The organism is Lentilactobacillus otakiensis DSM 19908 = JCM 15040 (assembly GCF_001434145.1).
In the GTDB taxonomy this organism is placed as follows: domain Bacteria; phylum Bacillota; class Bacilli; order Lactobacillales; family Lactobacillaceae; genus Lentilactobacillus; species Lentilactobacillus otakiensis.
The window spans coordinates 227,795-248,362 of the sequence record NZ_AZED01000013.1; the positions used below are offsets into that span (position 1 = coordinate 227,795).

Sequence of the window (20,568 nt, forward strand, 5' to 3'; positions counted from 1 at the left end):
GGTCATAGGCTTTCAAGCTTATGATCCACTCATTTTAATTTTTATAGATACGCTTGATATCCCAATACAATCGCTAAGATAACGGCAAAGACACCCACCGCCAACTTAATCACACGCGATGGGATGTACCGAACAATAATCGGCCCAATATAGCCACCAGTGAACAAGCCAATCAGCAACGGAATAATAACCGCCCAATCGATCGGAATCGTGAAGATAAACATCGTCGCTGCAACAATGTTATTCATAAACGATGCAAAGTTTCGCATTGAATTATAAATCGCATAATTTTCATGAACAATTTTTGACAGCACGGCAATCATCAGAAGACCTGATGCGGCGCCAAAGTAACCGGTGTAAATTCCCACTAAAAATGTACTGATCCAGCTGACTGCCGTGACCAAACGGGTATTAGTCGCCTGCTTGCCCTTCCGCTTAGGCGTGAGGATCAAAATTCCTGCAAGCATGATAAAGACCGGGACTAATTTTTTAAAGCCACTGTTCGTGCTGTGAATGAGAATTAACGCCCCAAAGATACCGCCCATTGTGTTGAGAATTGCAATCTGAAAGGCCTGTTTCCAGTGACCATGGAGTTCCCTTAACGATGAGGTTACGGTTCCAAGGCCGCCACCAACTTGGGCAACGGTAATCGTTGCGTTAGCGGTAATCGGAGCGACCCCCACGGATAGCAACACTGGATATAGCGTGAGGGATGCCATCCCCACAATCCCAGTCAAAACACCTGCTAATAAACTCATCAGTACCAAATAAATAATTGAAAGCATACTTCTCCCCTCACATCAACGGCACTGTTAATTTTGGTTACGCCCGTACTTATCAATATTTACTTTATGATAACACTAATCACATGTTGGTTGGGCTGGAGGGATGTGTCGGAAGGAAGTCGCTTCATTCAGAAGTGTTTCCGAGCTGTAATCGCTTCCATCTTCCCCTATAAAAGAAGTCCAAGGCGCAATAGAACATTCGGGGGAAAACGTGATACGCCTTGAACTCTTCGTTCGATATTTATCTTACAACAAGTTGACGCCGTAAATCAAGGACAATTTTAAGTGCAAAAAATACCACACAAGTCAAAACTTGTGTGGTATTATTATTTTAATGTTTTATGGTTCTTCACGAATTACTGGTTTTTCTTTCAAACTCAATTGCTCAACGTTCAGCACCTTATCAACCAAGCCGTCATAAAAACTAGATTCATGGCTGACAATAATCAAGTTGCCGGGGAATCGATCGAGTGCCCGTTTCAAGGCTTCCTTGGTCTCTTCGTCCAAATGGTTGGTCGGCTCATCCATGATCAAAAAGTTGGTTGGGGTAAATTCCATCATGGCCAACTTAACCTTGGTCTGTTCACCACCAGAAAGCTCACCAATTGGTTTGATCGCGTTGGCAGCATCCAGCCCACATTTAGCCAGTTTCGTCCGAATCGTCCGCTGGTTGAGCTTTGGGAACTTATCAGAGATAATCTGCATAGGCGTCATGCGGTTATTATCCCACTCAAGTTCCTGACTGAAGTAGCTGATATGTGACGATGGTGAAAACTTGGCGCTTCCACCCTTGGCAGGCAACTGACCCAAAATTGATTTGATCAAAGTTGATTTACCAACACCGTTAAACCCGGCAAAACCAAACTTCTCACCCATTGAAATGGTGAAGGTGACCGGTTTAAGCAACGGTTTGTTATAACCAACTGACAAATGATCAACCGTCAGGGCTTCATGTGAGCCAGTCTCTTCATATGGGAAGTTGAACGATGCCTTAATATTAGTTGAAGGCGGATCGATCTTCTCCATATGGGAAAGCTTTTTCTCCCGTGATTTAGCCATGGTTGACTTGGAACCGGCTTTGTTTTTGCGAATGAATCGCTCTGCCTTCTCAATTTCAACCTGCTGCTTATCGTACTCACGCTGCTGGAACTCTTCTCGTTCAGCACGCTGTCTCATCGCCTGCTTGAAACTGCCACGGTATTTGGTAATCTTGCCAAAGGCGACATTGATGATACAGTTGGTGATTTTCTCCAAGAAATCGTAATCATGGGAAACCACCAGTGCAGAGCCTGAGAAACCGTTCAAGTAATCAATCAGCCAATCAATCTGAGCGGTATCCAAGTAGTTGGTGGGCTCATCCAGTAAGATGACATCAGGATCGGCCAACAACATCTTGGCTAAAATAATCTTTGAACGCTGACCACCAGACATCTTGCCGACTAAATGGTCTCGGCCAATGTTATCTAAGCCCAAGCCGGTAATCGTCTGTTCAATGCGGGTATCAATATTATAGAAATCGCTGGAGTCCAAGATATCTTGGAGTTTACCGGCACGTTCCAATAATTTGTCATCCGCCGTTTCAGCATATTTATTGTATAATTCGTTGAGTTGATCGCTGGTCTTATACAAATCAGCAAATGCCGTCCTCAAAAAGTCGATGAGGGTTAAATCTTCCTCAACGTCGGCATACTGGTCCAAATAACCAATTTTAATATTTTTCTGCCACTTAATATCTCCAGAAAGAGGCAGTTCACTTCCAGTGATGATCTTAATCAGTGTTGATTTACCAACCCCATTTTGACCGACCACACCCATGTGCTCGCCCTTTTCAAGCGTAAATTCAGCATCTTTATACAGATCTTTCTCAGCAAAACTCATGGAAAGATTTGATACGGATAATAATGGCAAAAAAGTTCACTCCTTAATTAATTCGAATACTACATACATTTTGTTACGTTACTCTTGTTTCCTATAGTAGTCAAACTAATCGTGCGAAGAAATCACGATGGGTTATAATAGAAACACTACTTTTAAAGGATGAATAACAATGAATATTAGAGAAATTGAATACATTACAATCCCCGTATCAGATTTGGAAGCCAGTCTGCGCTTCTATCACGAAGTTTTTGATCTACAAATTGTTGATCTGCCCAATGGTGACAAAGGTGCTGACCTGAACAAAATGTTCTTGGATTTTCATCAGGAAGCCACCGTTGACAACCCAATTTCATTTGGCTTGATTGCTAAAGACAAAATGACAGATATCAAAGCACACCTCATCAACTACTTTGTCGACATTGTCGATGAACCGACACAAAAAACTGAAGTAAGGAGAAACGTTAACTCGATTACCATTCTCGACCCTGACAAGAATCGCATCGAAGTGAACGAATTTAGATAATATGGACGTAACCAGATATCTCACAACTAAATCGCTGCAGGTTCTGAAGTTCGTGGGATTTCTGGCTGTCTATCTGATCGCAGAATCGGTCTTCGAGATTGCCAGCACCTACATTAAGGATCCCTTGGCTGCCCGGCATGTGCTGGGATTATCGCTGGTGATTATTGCCGGCAGTCTGGCATTGTTGGGGTGGCGATACGGCAAACAACTACAGGCCAACAATCCCAGACAAATCGGCAAGAAAAAGCCAACCAGCAAACGAATTGCTCAGCTGCTTTGGATCTTTATCCTCATGACGGCTATCCAGGTTATTTGGCAATGGCTGATCTCCAAGCATATTCTTACAATTCCCAGTAATCAACAAGCCGTTAATGCCGCTCAAATGAAGAATCCGGTTTGGAATATTTTCTTTGCCGGCTTCTTGGCGCCGATCTTTGAGGAGTTAATTTTCAGAGGGATCTTTATGAACTATTTCTTTAATAAAGATAATCGACTGAATAACATTCTAGCGGTCTTAGTCAGTGGCTGTATCTTCGGCTTTGCCCACGAAATGAGTTTTGATTTTACCTGGATCATGTACTCGGCGCTGGGGTGCTGCCTATCGTTCACTTACATGCACTTTAGAGACATTCGCTACAGCATTGCACTGCACATGATGAATAACTTGATACCATAAATTAAGGGACGACCATTGATTTGGCCGTCCCTTCTTCATACATATTTATTTCATTGCATCGATCTTGTCGCGTGCTTTCTTGGGAATTTGTGAATGTGTCACTTGTTCGTAACTGTTCACTTGCTTAGCCCGAGACCAGCCGATCTTAATGAAGTGGCCTTCCACAAATTTATGGCCAGACATTGAACCAACTTCCATTTTCTTGTGTTGACCGTCTTTGTTCCAACCGTCGATCATATAAAAGTAGCGATCAGGGTAACCATCCGGCTGCTTCTCTGTTCTTTCAACCTTACCGACCTGCCCATAATAGTAGGCCCTACCGTAATTATGGTTATACCAGACGCTCCCGATTCCGATCACAATCGCGATCACGGCAATGAAAGTAACTGTTCCCTTTTTCATTTAAACGCTCCATTCAATCAATCTATTTGGCAGCATCAATTTTTTCTTGAGCAGCCTTAGGAATCTGATTATAAGAGACGCGGGCAAAGTCCACGACATCTTTAGCATTTGACCAGCCAACTTTGATATAGTGACCCTTCACAAATTTATGACCACCGGTCGATCCTACTTCCATCCGTTGATGTTTGCCGTCTTTGTTCCAACCATCGACCTTGTAATAGTACACATTGGGATACCCGGCTGGTGCTTTTTCAGTCCGGATAATCTTGCCGTCAACTTGGCCGTAGTAATATGTTTTCCCATACATATGATGGTACCACATGCCCCCTAAGACACCAATTACCACAATTACAGACAAAATAATAATGCTTCGTTTCTTCATTTTCATTCTCCTCATAGACATTCTTATTAACAAAGGATAACTAATCAGTAAACCTCTGTCAAACAATTCGACGATGTTTAACCGCGGATCATCCGTTCCAAATAGCTTTCCAGTTTAGGATCATGTGCATGCAAATACATCCCCTTAATCCCGCGCCGCAACAAAACATTCAACGAATTCCGTAATAATTCAACTTTGCTGGCTTCATAGTCTTCAGGCGACATGTCGGCACGATGCTTAAAAATTTCCACATCGGTCACTTTGCTGGGATCAACCCCCAAACAGTTGTCGGCAGTTAAGTAAAACGGCGGTCCGATGATAATCCCAATATAGTTCAGGTCAAATCCCTGGACAGTGTAAATGCTACCAACCTCATCAATCGTCTGTGGCTGTTCAGCCCAAGGCGTGCTTGTAAAATTATACTGGTCCCATGGTAAATGGAAGTTGCCCTCATTAACCAAGTGTTTGCCACCATCCAGGGTTGACGGATAGCCACTCGTCGAAGTCATCCGTGACAAACCATATTTATCGTTTTTCTTAATGATCATTTGAAACATCTTTTCAGCATCCGGAAAGATTTGAAAGTCATAGTCACCAATATCCGTTGGTATCGGCCCAATCACATCACCATCAATAAAATGGTCCAGCCAATCCATCAATTTGGGACTGGCCTGCATGCGAAACTGTTGCTTCAAGTGAACCAAATCATGCGGGTATGGGGCAATTAATTTTTCCAAACGAGCTTTGTTCCAAAAACTCTTCGTCCGCAATACCTGGTGAGGATCGAAAACAACAATGGTGACCCGGCTCAATTGAATAATATCCTGGAGCTGATTGTCACCATAATAATTGTTGTAGTGATCCGGCTTGCTCAATAACAAATGGGCTTCATCGACCACGGTTAAGTTGACATGCTTATCCTGCTTGTGCATCTGATTAATGAAGCTGGTCGGCCGCTGATAATATTTTTTCAGCATGTGCGGGGTTTGTCCGGCAAGCTCCCGGTACACTTTCAAGAGTTCCGGATGGTTGACCAAAAAGTAGGCATCGTCAACTTCCTGGGCCAACTTCGTAAACAATTGATTGAGGATCAGACTCTTCCCAGTACCGGCATCACCCATCAAGACAAACACAGCGTGACCGTCTTCTTTCAAATGTTCCCGAGAAAACTGGTCAATTTGTTTGAGAACTGCTTTTTGGTGATCAGTCAATTCAATATTTTTCGAAAATGCATTTAACGTGTGCGATTCCAAAGATTCCATGGGTTTGCTCCTTCTCTAAAAGCTCATAATATTATGATAACTTTTCGCCGATTCAATTTCCAGAGAGATCAGGCTTGCAATCGCTACCATTAATCATGAATAATAGAGACAAAATAATGACAAGGAGAATAACCATGCCAACTTTCATGAATGGAAAAATATTTACTGGAATTGACGCCACCAGCTTCGTTTCAGCGATGACGATTGAAAATGGTCAAGTCACTTGGACTGGCAATTCTAAGGAAGTAAACGATCTTGATGCTATCGACCTAAAGAGTCAAACGGTGCTGCCGGGGTTAATTGATGTTCATACCCACCCCAAATACATTGCTGATGCCTTACACGGCGTGGCCTGCACGCCACCCGACATTAATAGTATTGAAGATATGAAGACAGCCCTGAGAAAGTCACCAGCCTTTGGCAAGGGCGCCGATACTTGGATTGAGGGATGGGGCTTTGATGAAACCAAGCTTGCTGAGCACCGCACCCCGACCGTCAACGATTTGGATGAAGTGTCCACCACCCAGCCGATTTTTATCTACCGCTCTGATTGTCACTCGTCCATCGGCAACTCTAAAGCGCTGGAATTAGCCGGAATCACTGCCACCACCCCAGATCCGGTTGGTGGCTTCATCGGTCACTTTCCAGATGGCCGTCCCAACGGCTACATGAAAGAAGTGGCTGCCACCCAGTTATTAATCAAGGCCAAATCCGCTCAGAGTTACCAGGGTGACGTCGACAACATGGCCAATAGTTCAACCCATTATCTCCAAAACGGGATCGTCGCAATTGGAGAAATGATGGGCCGAATTCGACCATATGATTCACTCAAACTGTATCAAGACGCTATCAAAGCTGGTTTCAAACCCAAATCCTCGATTTATTATGTCTATGACGAAGTGTCGGGTAATGCCAGCCTCAAGCCAACGAATGATGACCAATTAAGAATTGCCGGCATCAAAGTCTTTATGGATGGCAGCATCTCTGGCGAAACGGCCTACAATCATCAGCCATACCCCAGCGGCAAAAACGGTGTCTGCCTCACCGACGCTACCAAGCTCAAGCAAGCCGTTACCTATGCCAAACAGCACAGCTTGCAAGTTGCGATCCACGCCATGGGTGACGCAGCGACCCAGTTGATTTTAGATGTGACGGATAAAATGCAGCCGTGGTTATCTGATCGGCCATCGATTCGAATTGAGCATGCTTCGATTTTGAGTGACCAGATGCTCAACCAAATCAACACTGCCACCATGAATTATGCGCTTGTGACCCAGCCGATTTTCTTCTTCGCGGAGGATGAATCGTACCGGAACTATTTGTCGCCACAGCAATTCAAAGAGGCCTACCGGGTGAAATCAATGCTAAATACCAAAGCCGAATTTGCACTGAGCTCCGATGCCCCGTGCACGCCGTGGGCTGAACCAGACAGCCCGTTTGTTAACATCTATGCAGCCATTACCCGCACGGCGGTGAATGGCGATGTCGTCAATGCGGACGAAGCCATCGACATCCCAGATGCAGTCTTGGCCTACACCAACTGGCCCGCCAAAATCGGCGGCTTTCACAAAAATGGTCAGCTAACGCCAGGTTATGCCGGGGACTTCGTGATCCTCGACCGAGATATTTTCTCAGTTCCCCACGAAGAGCTCAAAGATGTCCGGGTTGCTGAGACTTGGATGGCCGGGAAACAAGTTTATTAGTGCTTTTCTAAATCCAACATAAAAAGACCGATATCAAGAATTTAACAATTCTCTTGATATCGGTCTTTAATACTTAATCTTTCACTTTAACCCGAATCACATTCCAAGATAGAGGTTGTAACTCCGCACTTACCTTGTCATCTGAAACAGTCACCTGATTCATTGATTCTAACTTCATCGATTGATCTTCATTGGTTTTCATCAAGTCATATCCGCAGAATTGGGTTGCTTTGTCTAATCCCTGGACGTCAAAGTTCTGCAACGTTGACTCAAAATCAACCTTTTCTTTTGACTTGTTAACAATGAACATCGTCAATATGCCATTCTCATCATAAGTGGCCACAGAATCCGTATAAGGGACCTCATAGTCTTTAGCTTGATAAGTCGGCACATCCGATTTGGCAGCCAGTGCAATTCCTCTACCAAAGTTTGATGCCTGCATGAATGGATAGAAGATGGATTGATACCAAACCGATGGATCACCGTTTGTATTCGTCATGATCGGCGCAATCACATTGATCAATTGAGCAAGACAGCCAATTTTAACACGGTCTGCATGCTTCATAAGTGTAATTGCCAGGCTTCCGACCAACAATGCATCCATAAAATTATAATGGTCTTCAAGCAAGTGTGGTGCAACCTGCCAAGGTGCCTGTTTGTCATCAGCAGCCTTGGAATGATACCAGACATTCCACTCATCAATCGACAAGTTGATCTGTTTCTTACTGTGACGACGCGCTTTGACTGCATCACAAATATTGGCGACGTCTGTAATGAAGTGATCAAAATCAACGGATTTCCCCAAGAATTCGCCTAAATCGTGATCGGAGTCATCGTAATATTGATGAAGTGACAAGTAATCCACATCATCATAAGCCTGATCGAGCAAGGTTTCCTCCCAAGTACCAAAAGTATTGATCTGATGTGACGAACTTCCACATGCAATCAATTCAATATCGGGGTCAATTAAACGCATTGCTTTTGCAGTTTCGTGAGCCAGTCGGCCGTATTCATAAGCGGTCTTATGACCAATCTGCCACGGGCCGTCCATTTCGTTGCCAAGTGACCACACTTTAATGTTAAATGGTTTCTCGGCACCGTTTTTCCGACGGAGGTCACTCCAATAAGTACCCTTTGGAAAGTTACAGTATTCAATCAAGTTGCGGGCAGCATCAATGCCACGAGTGCCCAGATTGACTGCCATATCGGGCTCTGAGCCGACCTTTTTCGCCCACTTCATAAATTCATGGATTCCAAACTGATTGGTCTCTTTACTACGCCAAGCCAAATCAAGTTTAGTTGGCCGTTTATCTTTTGGCCCAATGCCATCTTCCCAGTTGTAAGCTGACACAAAGTTCCCACCGGGATATCGAATGAGTGGCACATTCAGCTTTTTCACCGCATCAATAACATCCGTGCGAAACCCATCTTTGTCTGCAGTTGGGTGATCTGGTTGATAAATGCCTTCATAAATCGACCGACCTAAGTGTTCTGTAAATGATCCCCACATTCGCGGATCAATTTTTGAAATCACCTGATCACGATCGACAGTTAATTTTGATTTGATAATTTATTCCTCCTTCGTTTGATAGAGAAAATATTGGAAAGACCCAATACATAAATTATAAAAGTCCCCTGTTCAAAATCAAGTTCGGGAAGGCTCCAGATTATTTAGAATACAAAAAATGGCACTCACAGGAGTGTCATTTTAGATGGTATATAAAGAAATTGTGACTAATTAAAATCCTAATTAAGCTTTAGTTTCACCTTGTTTATCAACTTCACCAGCTTGTACAGGATCTTCCTTCTTCAAGGTAAATGCGGCAAAGACAGTTACAACAGCAACGATTGCACCAAGGATCAAATAGGTGTGTTGGAAACCGATGGAGTCGTACATGTTACCAGCAAGGGCTGAGAAGACGAAGACTGAAATCTGTTTGGCAAAGTTTGAAGCCAGAGCATAAACAGTGGCATAAACTCGGATATCGAAGGCTCCGGCAATGTATTTCATAATTGAAACAAGTACCAAAGGCATTTCGAATCCGGCTAACAAACGAAGAACGATAACCCAGATTAAACTTGGTGACAAAGCACTACCAATAATCCGGATAGCTAAGATACAGCCATAAGCAATCAAACCATTTCGTGATCCAATCTTGTTGATGATCCATGGCATTGGAATCATGAGTAAGAATTCCAAACCAATTTGAGCAGTGGTCATGTAACTGTATGCTTGAGTACCTTGGGCAGCAGTGTTAAAGAATGTCTTGAAGAAAATGATGAATTGTTGATCAAAAACATCATAAATGGCTGAAGCACCAATGTAGAAGATTGATAAGTACCAGAAATTCTTGATTTTAAAGATCTTACCAATTTGTTTCATGTCGAGTTTGTTGGAAGTATCACCAGCAGCTGCGGCATTGTCCATATCAATTTTATCGCTGAACAACAGCAAACCAGTCAGAATAGTTGCTGAAATTGAACATGCCCAGAAAATGGCGTTTGGTTGCCAGATGAACAATTGACCACCTAAGAAGGAAGCAACCATCCCGGCTAAAGAGCCACCCATTCGTGAGTGACCATATTCAAAACGGTTAGCCAAGCTGGCACGTTGAACGTATTGCTCAATAACTGAAACACCACCATTAAAGATGAAACAAAGAAATACTCCAGTGATTAATGCGACTAACAATGAGTTGATATGCATCAATGGTAGAAAGACCCACTGGAAATACGGTCCAATTAACATCGCTGCAATGGAAATCATGAATAGCAAATTCTTTTTGAAAACTAATTTATCAGACCAAACACCAAAGGCTGGTTGGAATAATAGAGACAAACCAGACATCGCTGAGAACACGATTCCGGCTTCAGCACCGTTCATGTGCCCAACTTGTTCCATCCAAAGGGTTAAATAACCGAAGATAATCTGCCACATAAAGAAGTAGGTAAAGTGGGTAAATGGGAATCCCCAGAAGTGCTTACTCTCCTGTTTTTTAGGTGCTTCTGCACTATTTTGCATCATTAAATGCCTCCTGAAATTTATTAATCATAATTATAAGGAACTGGTTTACCAAAATTAGGTGTCCCGTCATCATTCCAAGTGAAGGCTTGGACCTTTGTATGACGGTTGGGATCGTACAATGGATCACCCTTGATTTCGGTATAATCACGGCAATGGTAGACAAGAATATCTGTTTTACCATCTTCACCGACCGTAAATGAGTTGTGGCCTGGTCCATATTGGTGAGTTGCCATATCACTTTGGAAAACAGGTTTCTTGGACTTGGTCCAGTTGCTTGCATCCAACAAATCTTTGTCATCTGGAATGCTCAGCATCCCCATGGCATAATGCTCATCAGTGGCACTAGCTGAATAGGTTAAGAAGAAGCGACCGTTACGATGAATAACTGCAGGTCCTTCGTTAACCCAGAATCCGATAGTTTCCCAGTCAAACTCAGGTTTTGATAACATCACAGGTTTGGATTTAAGGGTCCAAGGGTTTCCCATTTCAGCAATATACAAATTAGAATTTCCTTTAATGTCAGGATCCTTTTGTGCCCAAACATAGTACAACTTGTTGTTGGCTTCAAAGCAGGTTGCATCCAGTGAAAAACTGTCCATGCCGGTTTCGACTTGGCCATGCTCAATCCAATCATCTTCGCTGCGCATTGGATCTGGATTATCACATTCAATACAGAACATTCTGTGTTGGAACATGCCATTCTTATCCAAAGCGGTTGTCTCAGCTGCAGCAAAGTAAATGAACCATTTGCCGTCAATGTAATGAATTTCCGGTGCCCAAATCAATTGGCTCATGGGACCGCTTTCATGTTTGCGCCAAATTGTCCGTGGTGCAGCATGAGCTAAGCCCTCCAATGTTTTGGCACGACGAATTTCGATCAGGTTATAAGCCGGTACTGAGGCAGTAAAGTAATAGTAACCATCAGTATGCTTATAAATATATGGGTCTGCCCGCTGAACAATGAGCGGATTTGTATAGACTGTCAATGTAAAATCTCCTTTTCTCCAATTGCTACGTAGTACTTCGATCACCTGTGCACATACTTATAATATTGTTCGTCAACGATTTCTACAAGCTAAAATGTAAATGTTTCGATACTTTTTGACTTAGAAACATACTTTTGCTACTATAAGGGTGTTTGGGAAACGGTTTCAAATTTAAGATTAACATTTATGTTGATTAAAAGAATTAGACCCAATCAGAATCAATAAATACCCGAGTAATTAAGCCCCCGGGATTGAGTAGGAGGTCACATATTTGGATTTAGATATTTCCAAGGATTCATTAGGAGTCTACAAAGCTCTAGCTAGTCCAGTACGGATTCAAATCATTCAAACGCTCTCATCAAAGCGAATGAGTGTTCAGGAATTATCACGCCAACTAAAATTAAGCAGTACGATTGTTTTAATGCATTTAAACAAGCTCGCTGAGGCCGGGATCATCGGTTTCGAACGTCAAGGCCATAGTAAGATATCCTATCTCAAGGTCGACAATATCAACGTGCATTTTCCAACTACCATTTACCCAGCCTTTGCAGAATATCAAACACAAGTGCCAGTTGGACAGTTTACCGACTATTCAGTCACCCCATCTTGTGGGCTCGCCGGCAAGAACGACTACATCGGAAAAGTTGACAACCCTAAGTACTTCATGAGCCCCGATCGAATTAAAGCAGGCATGATATGGTGGACCGACGGTTTTGTCGAATACCAATTTCCCAATTATTTGGAAGAAAAAGACAAGCTGGAAATGCTTGACCTGTCCATGGAGTTAGGATCTGAGTTCCCATTTTCCAACAATGTCTGGCCGTCAGATATTACCTTCTATATCAATGATGTTGAAATTGGCACTTGGACCAGTCCCGGAGACTTTTCGGATATCCGTGGCAAATACACTCCGGATTGGGTACCTGACAATGTCAACCAATACGGTCAGCTAAAGGTCGTTCGAGTTACCGATCACGGGAGCTACTTGGACGGTCAACCGTTTACCGATGTGTCAATCGACGATATCAACTGGAAGAAGCCCACATTCACTGTCCGATTCGCTATCAAAGATAATGCCAAGCATAAAGGTGGCTGCACAATTTTCGGACATGGATTTGGTAATTATGATCAAGATATTCAGATGAAACTTTTTCATAGCTAACGGACATAGGAATAGGATGGCGATTATTGATGGAGTTTGAAGATCGAATGCGTGAATTTATTTTAAGCTTTTTGGAAACGCAGTCGGATCAAGTAAATTTGAAAACTGTGCAAACGTTGATTGACTATGGCAAGAATAACAATTACCGGGCACCAAAGATCTTAAATGAATTGGCAAAGATGGATCAAAAACATGAAGAAGTGTTGACGGCAACCTTCGACGTGGATTTCGTAGATGGCGTCAAATTGTTCGATAACCATGCAAGTAAATGGCTGACCAAGAAAGGCAGCAACTACCTTCAGGAGCTTAAACATGAGCAAAGCAAAAACGATACGATTGACTTTCCTCAAGAAGATGCCCTTTCTGATGCAACTCAATTTGACGGATATCTCGCCCAACTGACTTCAATCCGGTCGTCCCTGAAAAGTCAATCCGACAAAGTCACTCTGCAGGAATTCGCACTCGAATTGCGCCACCTCCTAGCTGACACCAAGAAGCTCGACAAAGGAGCGCTCAACAAATTCAAACCATTCGTTGACCGCAACTGGAATGAACTTTCAACGCCAATGACGCCCATTTTAGTTGAACTATCCAGACGATTTTTGATTGAAAATAGTTATGATGATTAATCTTATATAAGCACAAATGAGCACCAAACCCACATCCGCTGAGTTTGGTGCTCATTTAATATCCAGTTAAGGTTGAACACATATTATAATGTCTGAAGCCATTCAACACACAGTGGGAACCATTTGGCAAAATGCTTATCGGTTCGATCACGGTTCACAACGCCGACAAATTCATTGGCCAAACTAAAGCCATGGCCGCCAGTGCTGAACAAGTGAACTTCGAAGTTAACGCCATTCTTGTACAACGCATCGGTGTATGGGTAAATATGATCGACATATGGTGCCAGTTCATCACCACGAGCACCAAAGATGAAGGTTGGCGGTGTGTTCTTAGTAACTTGTTTGGTTACATCTTCACTGTGGATGCCGATTTTTTCATCCAAAGCTTGGGTGAGCACTGGATACCCAAGAACGGTGAACTTAGCCTTAGTATCCTTCTCGTTGGAATATGCTGCAGCAAGCTGACCACCGGCAGAGAAGCCGATAATTCCCAACCTATTGGTATCAACGTTCAGATCCTTAGCGTTCTTAGTAATGTAGTCGAAGGCCATTTCAATGCTTTGTTTAGCCTCTTGATAATTTTTCTTTTCATTGACCGGATACTCCACCACGAAGGCTTGGTAACTTTTTGTCAGAAATGTCAGTGCTACTCGGGCGGCATCCCGTTCTTTAAATGTCTTGTAACTTCCGCCGGGGATCACAACAATTCCGGGTAAGGCAACGTCGCTGTCGGCGTCATAAATATCTAATTTGATGCCTTTTTCTTTATCAAATACAACTTGTTTAAAATTCATACAATCACCTCATCTTCCATGATAAGAGGTGCGGAGAAAAATTGCCATTGTTAAAATCAAAATCGGCTAACTATTCCTACTCTGGCAGTGTTTTCATGCCATTATTGTATTTTTTTATCAGCTTATTTCAAAATTTTATGAAAATGAAAACTAATTTGTCGTATAATTGGAAAGTTAACGACAAATATTATACTATAAGGGTTGAAATAGTGTCACCGCGACTTCAATCAAAGTTCAATATTGTTTTCTGGGGAGAAAATTCAATGATTAATTTTTTTAATAGACACATCAAACTGTTTTTCGCAGCTTTGGTTGTGGCGTCAATCTCATTTGGCGTATACAGTCATCCAACTGCAGATAAAGCGGGGGTTCAAGTTGAATATACAACGCAGGCACTGCCACATGCATTTGCGCTGAAGAAGAACGCCAAACTTTATACGGACGTTCATCTTGCTAAATCTGTGAGCAGTAAGAAGTATGCCAAATCAGCATGGTACCGGAGTCAAACTGCCAAGCTGATCTATGGTGGTAAGACCAAAGTCGTTTATCGGATTACCAGTACCGATCATAAGCACACTTTTTGGGTTCTGAATTCTCAGGTGAAAAACATCACTTCGAAATCGTATAACGTCAAGCTTGCATCTGCTGACAATAAGTTTACCGGCGATAAGATCGGTGTCTTCGGTGATTCAATTCCTGCCGGCTGGGATGGCTATCATTTCTATATGAACAGTTCATATCCCGATTGGATGGCTAAATACCTGGGCACCAATACGAAGGTTGAAAACTTTGCCTGCCCAAGCGGTCGGATTGTTGGCCACCGTTACGCTTATCTGGGAACAACTTTAGTTCCGCAAGATTTGTCGGCAGCCATCAAGGCGCACCGCACGGCCATCAAACACATGAACATGATTTTTGTCCACATCGGTACCAATGATTACACCAATTACTCGGGTTCCGGTAGTTTGAAGAATGTGATGCACAATCTGCGTTATAACATTCGCATGATTCAAAAGCTCAATCCAAACGCTAAGATTTATGGGGTGCTGCCAATTTCGCGTTACGATGCTAATGGCCTGAGCCGCGAGAACATGAGCGACATGTATGGCTACACCTTTAAAGACTTACGGGTTGCGGAAGCCAAGCTGTACAAGTCACTGGGTGCCACTGTGATTAACTTCAATCAATTTGCGCCTGGGATTATTACCAGTCAAAACAAGAATTATACTTTACGAGATCACGAGATTCATCCAACTGCTCAAACTGCTCAGAAAATGGGATTGGCGTTGGCCAAGGAATTAGCTAAATAGATACAAATAAATGAGCTTTCAGGTTAGTGATTTGCTGACCTGGAAGCTCATTTATTTGTGTTACAGCCGAGACGATTTAGCGAGGTTACTTTAGAAAAAATGACCTTATCGATTTAAGATTCTTCTAAAACCCAATCTTTTTGTGCCATTTTTCGTGCTCAGGATTTAACCTTATTGATTTAACATCCTTCTAAAACAAGGCTCTGTTTGGAGCCACGGTGGTTACAGGGTTTAACCTTATTGATTTAACATCCTTCTAAAACGTTGGGTGGTTTCTTAGCCTGAACCTTTGCGGGTTTAACCTTATTGATTTAACATCCTTCTAAAACCAGGAATGAAAGTTATTAGATCACTTATGGGGGTTTAACCTTATTGATTTAACATCCTTCTAAAACCGAAACGCCTGCTCTATTTTTTGAATCGGCGGGTTTAACCTTATTGATTTAACATCCTTCTAAAACCTGCTTACGTATCATATCTTTCCAGCTTGCGGGTTTAACCTTATTGATTTAACATCCTTCTAAAACCTGCGATTGCTTGTTCATCTGCTTTAAGCTGGGTTTAACCTTATTGATTTAACATCCTTCTAAAACCTGGTGTGGTTGACATGATCATTTCGCCAAGGGTTTAACCTTATTGATTTAACATCCTTCTAAAACCTATCGACGACTTACGCAAGTGGAACCAATGGGTTTAACCTTATTGATTTAACATCCTTCTAAAACGAAAGGCAACGATCCTTATTGGTTGCGGTAGGGTTTAACCTTATTAATTTAACATCCTTCTAAAACGTTAATAAAATCTTGGTTGTCAATACCCATGGGTTTAACCTTATTGATTTAACATCCTTCTAAAACCTGCGGGCTCAGAACTCATACACTATCAGAGAGTTTAACCTTATTGATTTAACATCCTTCTAAAACCTGCGTAAGCGGCTTGATAACCATGATACAGGGTTTAACCTTATTGATTTAACATCCTTCTAAAACTGAAGCATTGTTCCACAGCCTTTTGTACTCGGGTTTAACCTTATTGATTTAACATCCTTCTAAAACCGAAGGCAACGTGACACAAGTCCTTTAAGGGGGTTTAACCTTATTGATTTAACATCCTTCTAAAACCAAAGTTGGCCATCATATTGTCGAATGCTTGGGTTTAACCTTATTGATTTAACATCCTTCTAAAACAACCGTCCTAACCTTACCACCACATTTATAGGGTTTAACCTTATTGATTTAACATCCTTCTAAAACCCAATACGTTGGCATTGATTCCGGCGAGATGGGTTTAACCTTATTGATTTAACATCCTTCTAAAACTCCAAAGTATTACGCAAACAAAATTATTTAGGGTTTAACCTTATTGATTTAACATCCTTCTAAAACCGATCATTCTGCGGTAAAACTGCGACGATTGGGTTTAACCTTATTGATTTAACATCCTTCTAAAACCATTGCACGATTGTTATAACCAAGCGTTAGGGTTTAACCTTATTGATTTAACATCCTTCTAAAACAAGAACCGCTTGTTGTTGGGTCAAGGTGTCGGGTTTAACCTTATTGATTTAACATCCTTCTAAAACATGAAGTAGTGAAAATATCGCAGTTGTTCTGGGTTTAACCTTATTGATTTAACATCCTTCTAAAACATGGTAATAAGTCAAACGGCGTAACGGTTTGGGTTTAACCTTATTGATTTAACATCCTTCTAAAACGAAGTGATTCATCCCACGGCACAAGGCTCTGGGTTTAACCTTATTGATTTAACATCCTTCTAAAACCTTTGACGAAGTGGCTTTGATGCCAGAATCGGGTTTAACCTTATTGATTTAACATCCTTCTAAAACTGCTCCGGATGATACCAAGTCTAAAAATTGGGGTTTAACCTTATTGATTTAACATCCTTCTAAAACGACTGAACCGTGCAATATCGACAGGAATTAGGGTTTAACCTTATTGATTTAACATCCTTCTAAAACAGGATTTATGGAACTCCCCTTCAAACAGTTGGGTTTAACCTTATTGATTTAACATCCTTCTAAAACAACTCAATCACGGAATTCAAATTACTTTAAGGGTTTAACCTTATTGATTTAACATCCTTCTAAAACTTCGCATATCCATGGATTTCTGCGTCCAGTGGGTTTAACCTTATTGATTTAACATCCTTCTAAAACTAACTAGTTGGGAATGCAAAGATCTTTGCAGGGTTTAACCTTATTGATTTAACATCCTTCTAAAACGTGGATTTCCGTATTCTATGAGCCACGCGGGGGTTTAACCTTATTGATTTAACATCCTTCTAAAACTCTTCTTCTGTTCCAAAAAGTTATCGATATGGGTTTAACCTTATTGATTTAACATCCTTCTAAAACAAAGAGTATGAACATTTCCATCGGATCGAAGGGTTTAACCTTATTGATTTAACATCCTTCTAAAACATGCAATTGGTAAGATTGGTAAAGCAATTAGGGTTTAACCTTATTGATTTAACATCCTTCTAAAACTTGCCAAATAATCTGGCAGTTCAAATCCACGGGTTTAACCTTATTGATTTAACATCCTTCTAAAACACAAACGTTGACACGTCGGTGTTTAGGCGTGGGTTTAACCTTATTGATTTAACATCCTTCTAAAACTATCAAAAGAGCTATTGATTAATACTCACCGGGTTTAACCTTATTGATTTAACATCCTTCTAAAACGCGAATTAAAACGCGGGTTAACCACCCAGAGGGTTTAACCTTATTGATTTAACATCCTTCTAAAACCTGGATTGAACAACGTCCAGAAAACGCGTGGGGTTTAACCTTATTGATTTAACATCCTTCTAAAACAACTCCTTGACCCATTTGAGCAATTTGATCGGGTTTAACCTTATTGATTTAACATCCTTCTAAAACGTTCTGTAGTCACCTCAAACCCTTGCCTATGGGTTTAACCTTATTGATTTAACATCCTTCTAAAACCTCTCCGTCTTAAAGTCTACATCACCAAAAGGGTTTAACCTTATTGATTTAACATCCTTCTAAAACCGATTTTTTATAACCGGATTTTAATGTATTATGCATGCCAATCAACAAAGTCCTCGTCAATGTAGTAGAAATTGCAATTGGTATAAAGCTCCTGTGACTTCATATCTGTGAATTCTACTAATAATATCGAGATCCCCGTGGAACTTGTGAGTTTGGACAAGTCAGTTAATTGCTGCTGGTTAAGATAATGAGCGACATTAGTTAATCCAACTGCAGACTTCAATCCACACTCTAAGTGAATTTTAATAATTGATTCAATTATAGCATACGGGTTTTGCATGGTATCGACATTAAAGTGAATTTTGCAGTATTTGAACAGCTTCTTTAAATCCCAATCATAGGTAACTTCCAAAGGGAGATCAATCATGAATAAGCATTGCTGCACAAGAGTATACAGTTGGCTATTGATGTCAGTAATTGACTTACGTTGATCGTCAGTCAATACAGCTTCTAACTGCTTATAAATACCAGGGCTATACTTTTCACTCACACCATCACTGAGCCCGACGTCCCCTTGCCAATCAATTGCATCTTTTACTTCCAGCGATTCAAAAGTATCATCAAACAATTTAACTTTGTCATTAAAGGAACTCAGCCCCACGATCAAGTCATGATAGACCGTCGGATTATTCGTTGCGATCACCGTCGGGTTTTTCGAACTTAATTCAATTTCCTTGTGAGCAGCATATGAAATTTTCATAGGATAATGGTCCTCTCCGAAGAATTCCGGACATCTTCTTTTGGCTTGCCGGCAATGAAATGCATGTCGTTATATTGCTTCTCGGTCATGATCAAGGATTGAATTAATCCATCGGGTGGTGCAATTGCCGCAATCCGCTTCTCCATGAAGTCTGCTGATTTCTTATTCACGCACACTCTGACATACACCGAAAACTGGATCATCAAAAAGCCTTCGTTAATCAAAGCTTTTCGAAATTTTCGGTAATTGCGTCTATTCTCACTGGTTTCAACCGGTAGATCAAACATGACCATTAATCGCATTATTCGGTACCTCATTTTTTAATTCCACCTCGATTTTGATTTCATCCGTTTCACCACTCAAATACTTTAGGCAATTGCGCACGTGTTCGGAAATAATGTTCCGGAATAACATTTCTTTGCCGTTGAACGTCATTTCAAGGTTCAACAAATCCACCAAGCCAAATTTCACGTCTGGCGTCAACTCCTTGAAGTTCTGATTTGCCAGCCAGTAATCAATCACTGGGCGGAAAGGCTCCATTAAATCTGATCCCAAATTAAATTGGTTATCGTTGCTGTGATGATGAATCCCTAAATATGTGAGATACCCATTGGAGACGATCTCACGATTAACATTTGCCAGCAGAATTGAATAACCATAATTGAGGGCCGCATTGACCGGAGAAAAATCTCGGCGACTGAACTTGTTATCAAATAACAAGGGAAAGTATTTTCGCGCAACGACCGCTTCCCGATTGGTAACGTCATCGACTTCTAACTTATCAAGTTCGGCAATCAAGTCGGCGTTTTCAACCCCATAGATTGACAAAACATTAATTTGGTTCACAATCTTGCTGGCAACAATTTTTGTCCAAAGCAACTGTTGCCGTTTTTCATCCCATTGAAATTGTTTCTTAATCAGATCAACATCCCGATTATTGGGGTAATACCCAACCGTTTCACAGACTGGCTCATTCGCGTTATCCGTAAAGATAATTTTGACTTGGCTTTTTACCAACTCACTAATCAAAGAAGTCGTGATTACCGCTTGTGTGGTTGACACTAAAAGTAAATCAATATCCTCAATTGGCACTTGGTTAATCCCGTCCATTGTCTGAACAATCATATTTCTTGATGAATATGACATTTTTGCATGTTGCGATACAACGACTGATCGCCATCCCATAATAAAATCTCCCTTGCCTCAATTAGTGAATTGGGGTATTATTATTTGTGTTGGGTAGCTCCCAACATGTTTGACCTTATTGATTTAACATCCTGTGTTAAAATCAAGCAATGCGCTTTGCGCGGAGTTTCC

The 20,568-nt window shown here is 41.5% G+C and carries 18 protein-coding genes and 1 CRISPR repeat array; of the genes, 6 read left to right on the forward strand and 12 right to left on the reverse strand.

Features of this window, described 5'->3' with window-relative positions; translation table 11 throughout:
• Nucleotides 1-41: 41 nt before the first annotated feature.
• Together FD05_RS07070 and FD05_RS07075 are read right to left on the reverse strand one after the other, a co-directional pair.
• Nucleotides 42-785 (reverse strand): sulfite exporter TauE/SafE family protein, encoded by a 744-nt coding sequence (locus tag FD05_RS07070; RefSeq protein WP_020280974.1) that lies wholly within the window; start codon nt 783-785, stop codon nt 42-44.
• Nucleotides 786-1,124: 339 nt separating this feature from the next.
• Nucleotides 1,125-2,663 carry an ABC-F family ATP-binding cassette domain-containing protein gene (locus tag FD05_RS07075; protein WP_020280973.1) on the reverse strand — a complete coding sequence of 513 codons (1,539 nt, stop codon included), beginning with the start codon at nt 2,661-2,663 and terminating at the stop codon, nt 1,125-1,127.
• Nucleotides 2,664-2,832: 169 nt separating this feature from the next.
• Here FD05_RS07075 and FD05_RS07080 point away from each other — a divergent pair, with 169 nt between their 5' ends.
• Both FD05_RS07080 and FD05_RS07085 read left to right on the forward strand, forming a co-directional pair.
• Complete coding sequence (locus FD05_RS07080) at nt 2,833-3,186, forward strand: VOC family protein (protein WP_020280972.1); 354 nt, start codon at nt 2,833-2,835, stop codon at nt 3,184-3,186.
• 1 nt (nt 3,187) lies between these two features.
• Complete coding sequence (locus FD05_RS07085; RefSeq protein ID WP_020280971.1) at nt 3,188-3,862, forward strand: CPBP family intramembrane glutamic endopeptidase; 675 nt, start codon at nt 3,188-3,190, stop codon at nt 3,860-3,862.
• A gap of 45 nt (nt 3,863-3,907) precedes the next feature.
• On the opposite strand, the gene FD05_RS07090 is transcribed toward FD05_RS07085, so the two are convergent.
• From FD05_RS07090 to FD05_RS07100, 3 genes are all read right to left on the reverse strand, one after another.
• The gene (locus FD05_RS07090) at nt 3,908-4,264 is read right to left on the reverse strand and encodes a YxeA family protein (protein ID WP_020280970.1); all 357 of its coding nucleotides are present in this window, start codon (nt 4,262-4,264) and stop codon (nt 3,908-3,910) included.
• A gap of 22 nt (nt 4,265-4,286) precedes the next feature.
• Nucleotides 4,287-4,646: a YxeA family protein gene (locus tag FD05_RS07095; protein WP_020280969.1), complete on the reverse strand. Its 360-nt coding sequence runs from the start codon at nt 4,644-4,646 to the stop codon at nt 4,287-4,289.
• 77 nt (nt 4,647-4,723) lie between these two features.
• Nucleotides 4,724-5,908 carry a DUF2075 domain-containing protein gene (locus FD05_RS07100; protein ID WP_020280968.1) on the reverse strand — a complete coding sequence of 395 codons (1,185 nt, stop codon included), beginning with the start codon at nt 5,906-5,908 and terminating at the stop codon, nt 4,724-4,726.
• A 134-nt stretch (nt 5,909-6,042) separates the two neighbouring features.
• Here FD05_RS07100 and FD05_RS07105 point away from each other — a divergent pair, with 134 nt between their 5' ends.
• The gene (locus FD05_RS07105; protein ID WP_020280967.1) at nt 6,043-7,611 is read left to right on the forward strand and encodes an amidohydrolase; all 1,569 of its coding nucleotides are present in this window, start codon (nt 6,043-6,045) and stop codon (nt 7,609-7,611) included.
• 73 nt (nt 7,612-7,684) lie between these two features.
• Here the strand turns inward: FD05_RS07105 and arfA are convergent, their stop codons facing one another.
• The 3 genes from arfA to FD05_RS07120 all read right to left on the reverse strand — a co-directional run bounded on the left by arfA (nt 7,685) and on the right by FD05_RS07120 (nt 11,622).
• Nucleotides 7,685-9,178, reverse strand: a complete 1,494-nt coding sequence (gene arfA / locus FD05_RS07110) for an arabinosylfuranosidase ArfA (protein WP_039932761.1) — start codon at nt 9,176-9,178, stop codon at nt 7,685-7,687.
• A gap of 183 nt (nt 9,179-9,361) precedes the next feature.
• Nucleotides 9,362-10,633: an oligosaccharide MFS transporter gene (locus FD05_RS07115; protein WP_039932858.1), complete on the reverse strand. Its 1,272-nt coding sequence runs from the start codon at nt 10,631-10,633 to the stop codon at nt 9,362-9,364.
• A 23-nt stretch (nt 10,634-10,656) separates the two neighbouring features.
• Nucleotides 10,657-11,622 (reverse strand): glycoside hydrolase family 43 protein, encoded by a 966-nt coding sequence (locus tag FD05_RS07120; RefSeq protein ID WP_020280964.1) that lies wholly within the window; start codon nt 11,620-11,622, stop codon nt 10,657-10,659.
• 271 nt (nt 11,623-11,893) lie between these two features.
• Here FD05_RS07120 and FD05_RS07125 point away from each other — a divergent pair, with 271 nt between their 5' ends.
• Together FD05_RS07125 and FD05_RS07130 are read left to right on the forward strand one after the other, a co-directional pair.
• On the forward strand, nt 11,894-12,784 hold the full coding sequence (locus tag FD05_RS07125; RefSeq protein ID WP_039932760.1) for an ArsR/SmtB family transcription factor: 891 nt from the start codon (nt 11,894-11,896) through the stop codon (nt 12,782-12,784).
• Nucleotides 12,785-12,813: 29 nt separating this feature from the next.
• The gene (locus FD05_RS07130) at nt 12,814-13,413 is read left to right on the forward strand and encodes a hypothetical protein (RefSeq protein ID WP_020280962.1); all 600 of its coding nucleotides are present in this window, start codon (nt 12,814-12,816) and stop codon (nt 13,411-13,413) included.
• Nucleotides 13,414-13,496: 83 nt separating this feature from the next.
• On the opposite strand, the gene FD05_RS07135 is transcribed toward FD05_RS07130, so the two are convergent.
• Nucleotides 13,497-14,207, reverse strand: coding sequence for an alpha/beta hydrolase (locus FD05_RS07135; protein WP_020280961.1), 711 nt, complete (start codon nt 14,205-14,207; stop codon nt 13,497-13,499).
• 263 nt (nt 14,208-14,470) lie between these two features.
• Between FD05_RS07135 and FD05_RS07140 the strand changes: the two genes are divergently transcribed.
• Nucleotides 14,471-15,517: an SGNH/GDSL hydrolase family protein gene (locus FD05_RS07140; protein ID WP_020280960.1), complete on the forward strand. Its 1,047-nt coding sequence runs from the start codon at nt 14,471-14,473 to the stop codon at nt 15,515-15,517.
• A gap of 161 nt (nt 15,518-15,678) precedes the next feature.
• A CRISPR array of direct repeats spans nt 15,679-18,551; the repeat unit is 36 nt; unit sequence GGGTTTAACCTTATTGATTTAACATCCTTCTAAAAC.
• A 28-nt stretch (nt 18,552-18,579) separates the two neighbouring features.
• On the opposite strand, the gene csn2 is transcribed toward FD05_RS07140, so the two are convergent.
• The 3 genes from csn2 to cas1 are packed head-to-tail and all read right to left on the reverse strand — an operon-like array spanning nt 18,580 to nt 20,436.
• Nucleotides 18,580-19,251 carry a type II-A CRISPR-associated protein Csn2 gene (gene csn2, locus FD05_RS07145; protein ID WP_020282064.1) on the reverse strand — a complete coding sequence of 224 codons (672 nt, stop codon included), beginning with the start codon at nt 19,249-19,251 and terminating at the stop codon, nt 18,580-18,582.
• Nucleotides 19,248-19,553, reverse strand: coding sequence for a CRISPR-associated endonuclease Cas2 (cas2, locus tag FD05_RS07150; protein WP_039933357.1), 306 nt, complete (start codon nt 19,551-19,553; stop codon nt 19,248-19,250). Before cas2 ends, csn2 begins: the two co-directional genes overlap by 4 nt.
• Nucleotides 19,531-20,436 (reverse strand): type II CRISPR-associated endonuclease Cas1, encoded by a 906-nt coding sequence (gene cas1 / locus FD05_RS07155; protein ID WP_039933355.1) that lies wholly within the window; start codon nt 20,434-20,436, stop codon nt 19,531-19,533. The genes cas2 and cas1 overlap by 23 nt, the downstream gene beginning before the upstream one ends.
• Between the last annotated feature and the right edge of the window lie 132 nt (nt 20,437-20,568).

Coding starts and splice junctions, on each gene's coding strand:
- FD05_RS07070 (WP_020280974.1), bottom strand. CDS start 785: ATGCTTTCAATTATTTATTTGGTACTGATGAGTTTATTAGCAGGTGTT.
- FD05_RS07075 (WP_020280973.1), bottom strand. CDS start 2,663: ATGAGTTTTGCTGAGAAAGATCTGTATAAAGATGCTGAATTTACGCTT.
- FD05_RS07080 (WP_020280972.1), top strand. CDS start 2,833: ATGAATATTAGAGAAATTGAATACATTACAATCCCCGTATCAGATTTG.
- FD05_RS07085 (WP_020280971.1), top strand. CDS start 3,188: ATGGACGTAACCAGATATCTCACAACTAAATCGCTGCAGGTTCTGAAG.
- FD05_RS07090 (WP_020280970.1), bottom strand. CDS start 4,264: ATGAAAAAGGGAACAGTTACTTTCATTGCCGTGATCGCGATTGTGATC.
- FD05_RS07095 (WP_020280969.1), bottom strand. CDS start 4,646: ATGAAGAAACGAAGCATTATTATTTTGTCTGTAATTGTGGTAATTGGT.
- FD05_RS07100 (WP_020280968.1), bottom strand. CDS start 5,908: ATGGAATCTTTGGAATCGCACACGTTAAATGCATTTTCGAAAAATATT.
- FD05_RS07105 (WP_020280967.1), top strand. CDS start 6,043: ATGCCAACTTTCATGAATGGAAAAATATTTACTGGAATTGACGCCACC.
- FD05_RS07115 (WP_039932858.1), bottom strand. CDS start 10,633: ATGCAAAATAGTGCAGAAGCACCTAAAAAACAGGAGAGTAAGCACTTC.
- FD05_RS07130 (WP_020280962.1), top strand. CDS start 12,814: ATGGAGTTTGAAGATCGAATGCGTGAATTTATTTTAAGCTTTTTGGAA.
- FD05_RS07135 (WP_020280961.1), bottom strand. CDS start 14,207: ATGAATTTTAAACAAGTTGTATTTGATAAAGAAAAAGGCATCAAATTA.
- FD05_RS07140 (WP_020280960.1), top strand. CDS start 14,471: ATGATTAATTTTTTTAATAGACACATCAAACTGTTTTTCGCAGCTTTG.
- csn2 (WP_020282064.1), bottom strand. CDS start 19,251: ATGAAAATTTCATATGCTGCTCACAAGGAAATTGAATTAAGTTCGAAA.
- cas2 (WP_039933357.1), bottom strand. CDS start 19,553: ATGCGATTAATGGTCATGTTTGATCTACCGGTTGAAACCAGTGAGAAT.
- cas1 (WP_039933355.1), bottom strand. CDS start 20,436: ATGGGATGGCGATCAGTCGTTGTATCGCAACATGCAAAAATGTCATAT.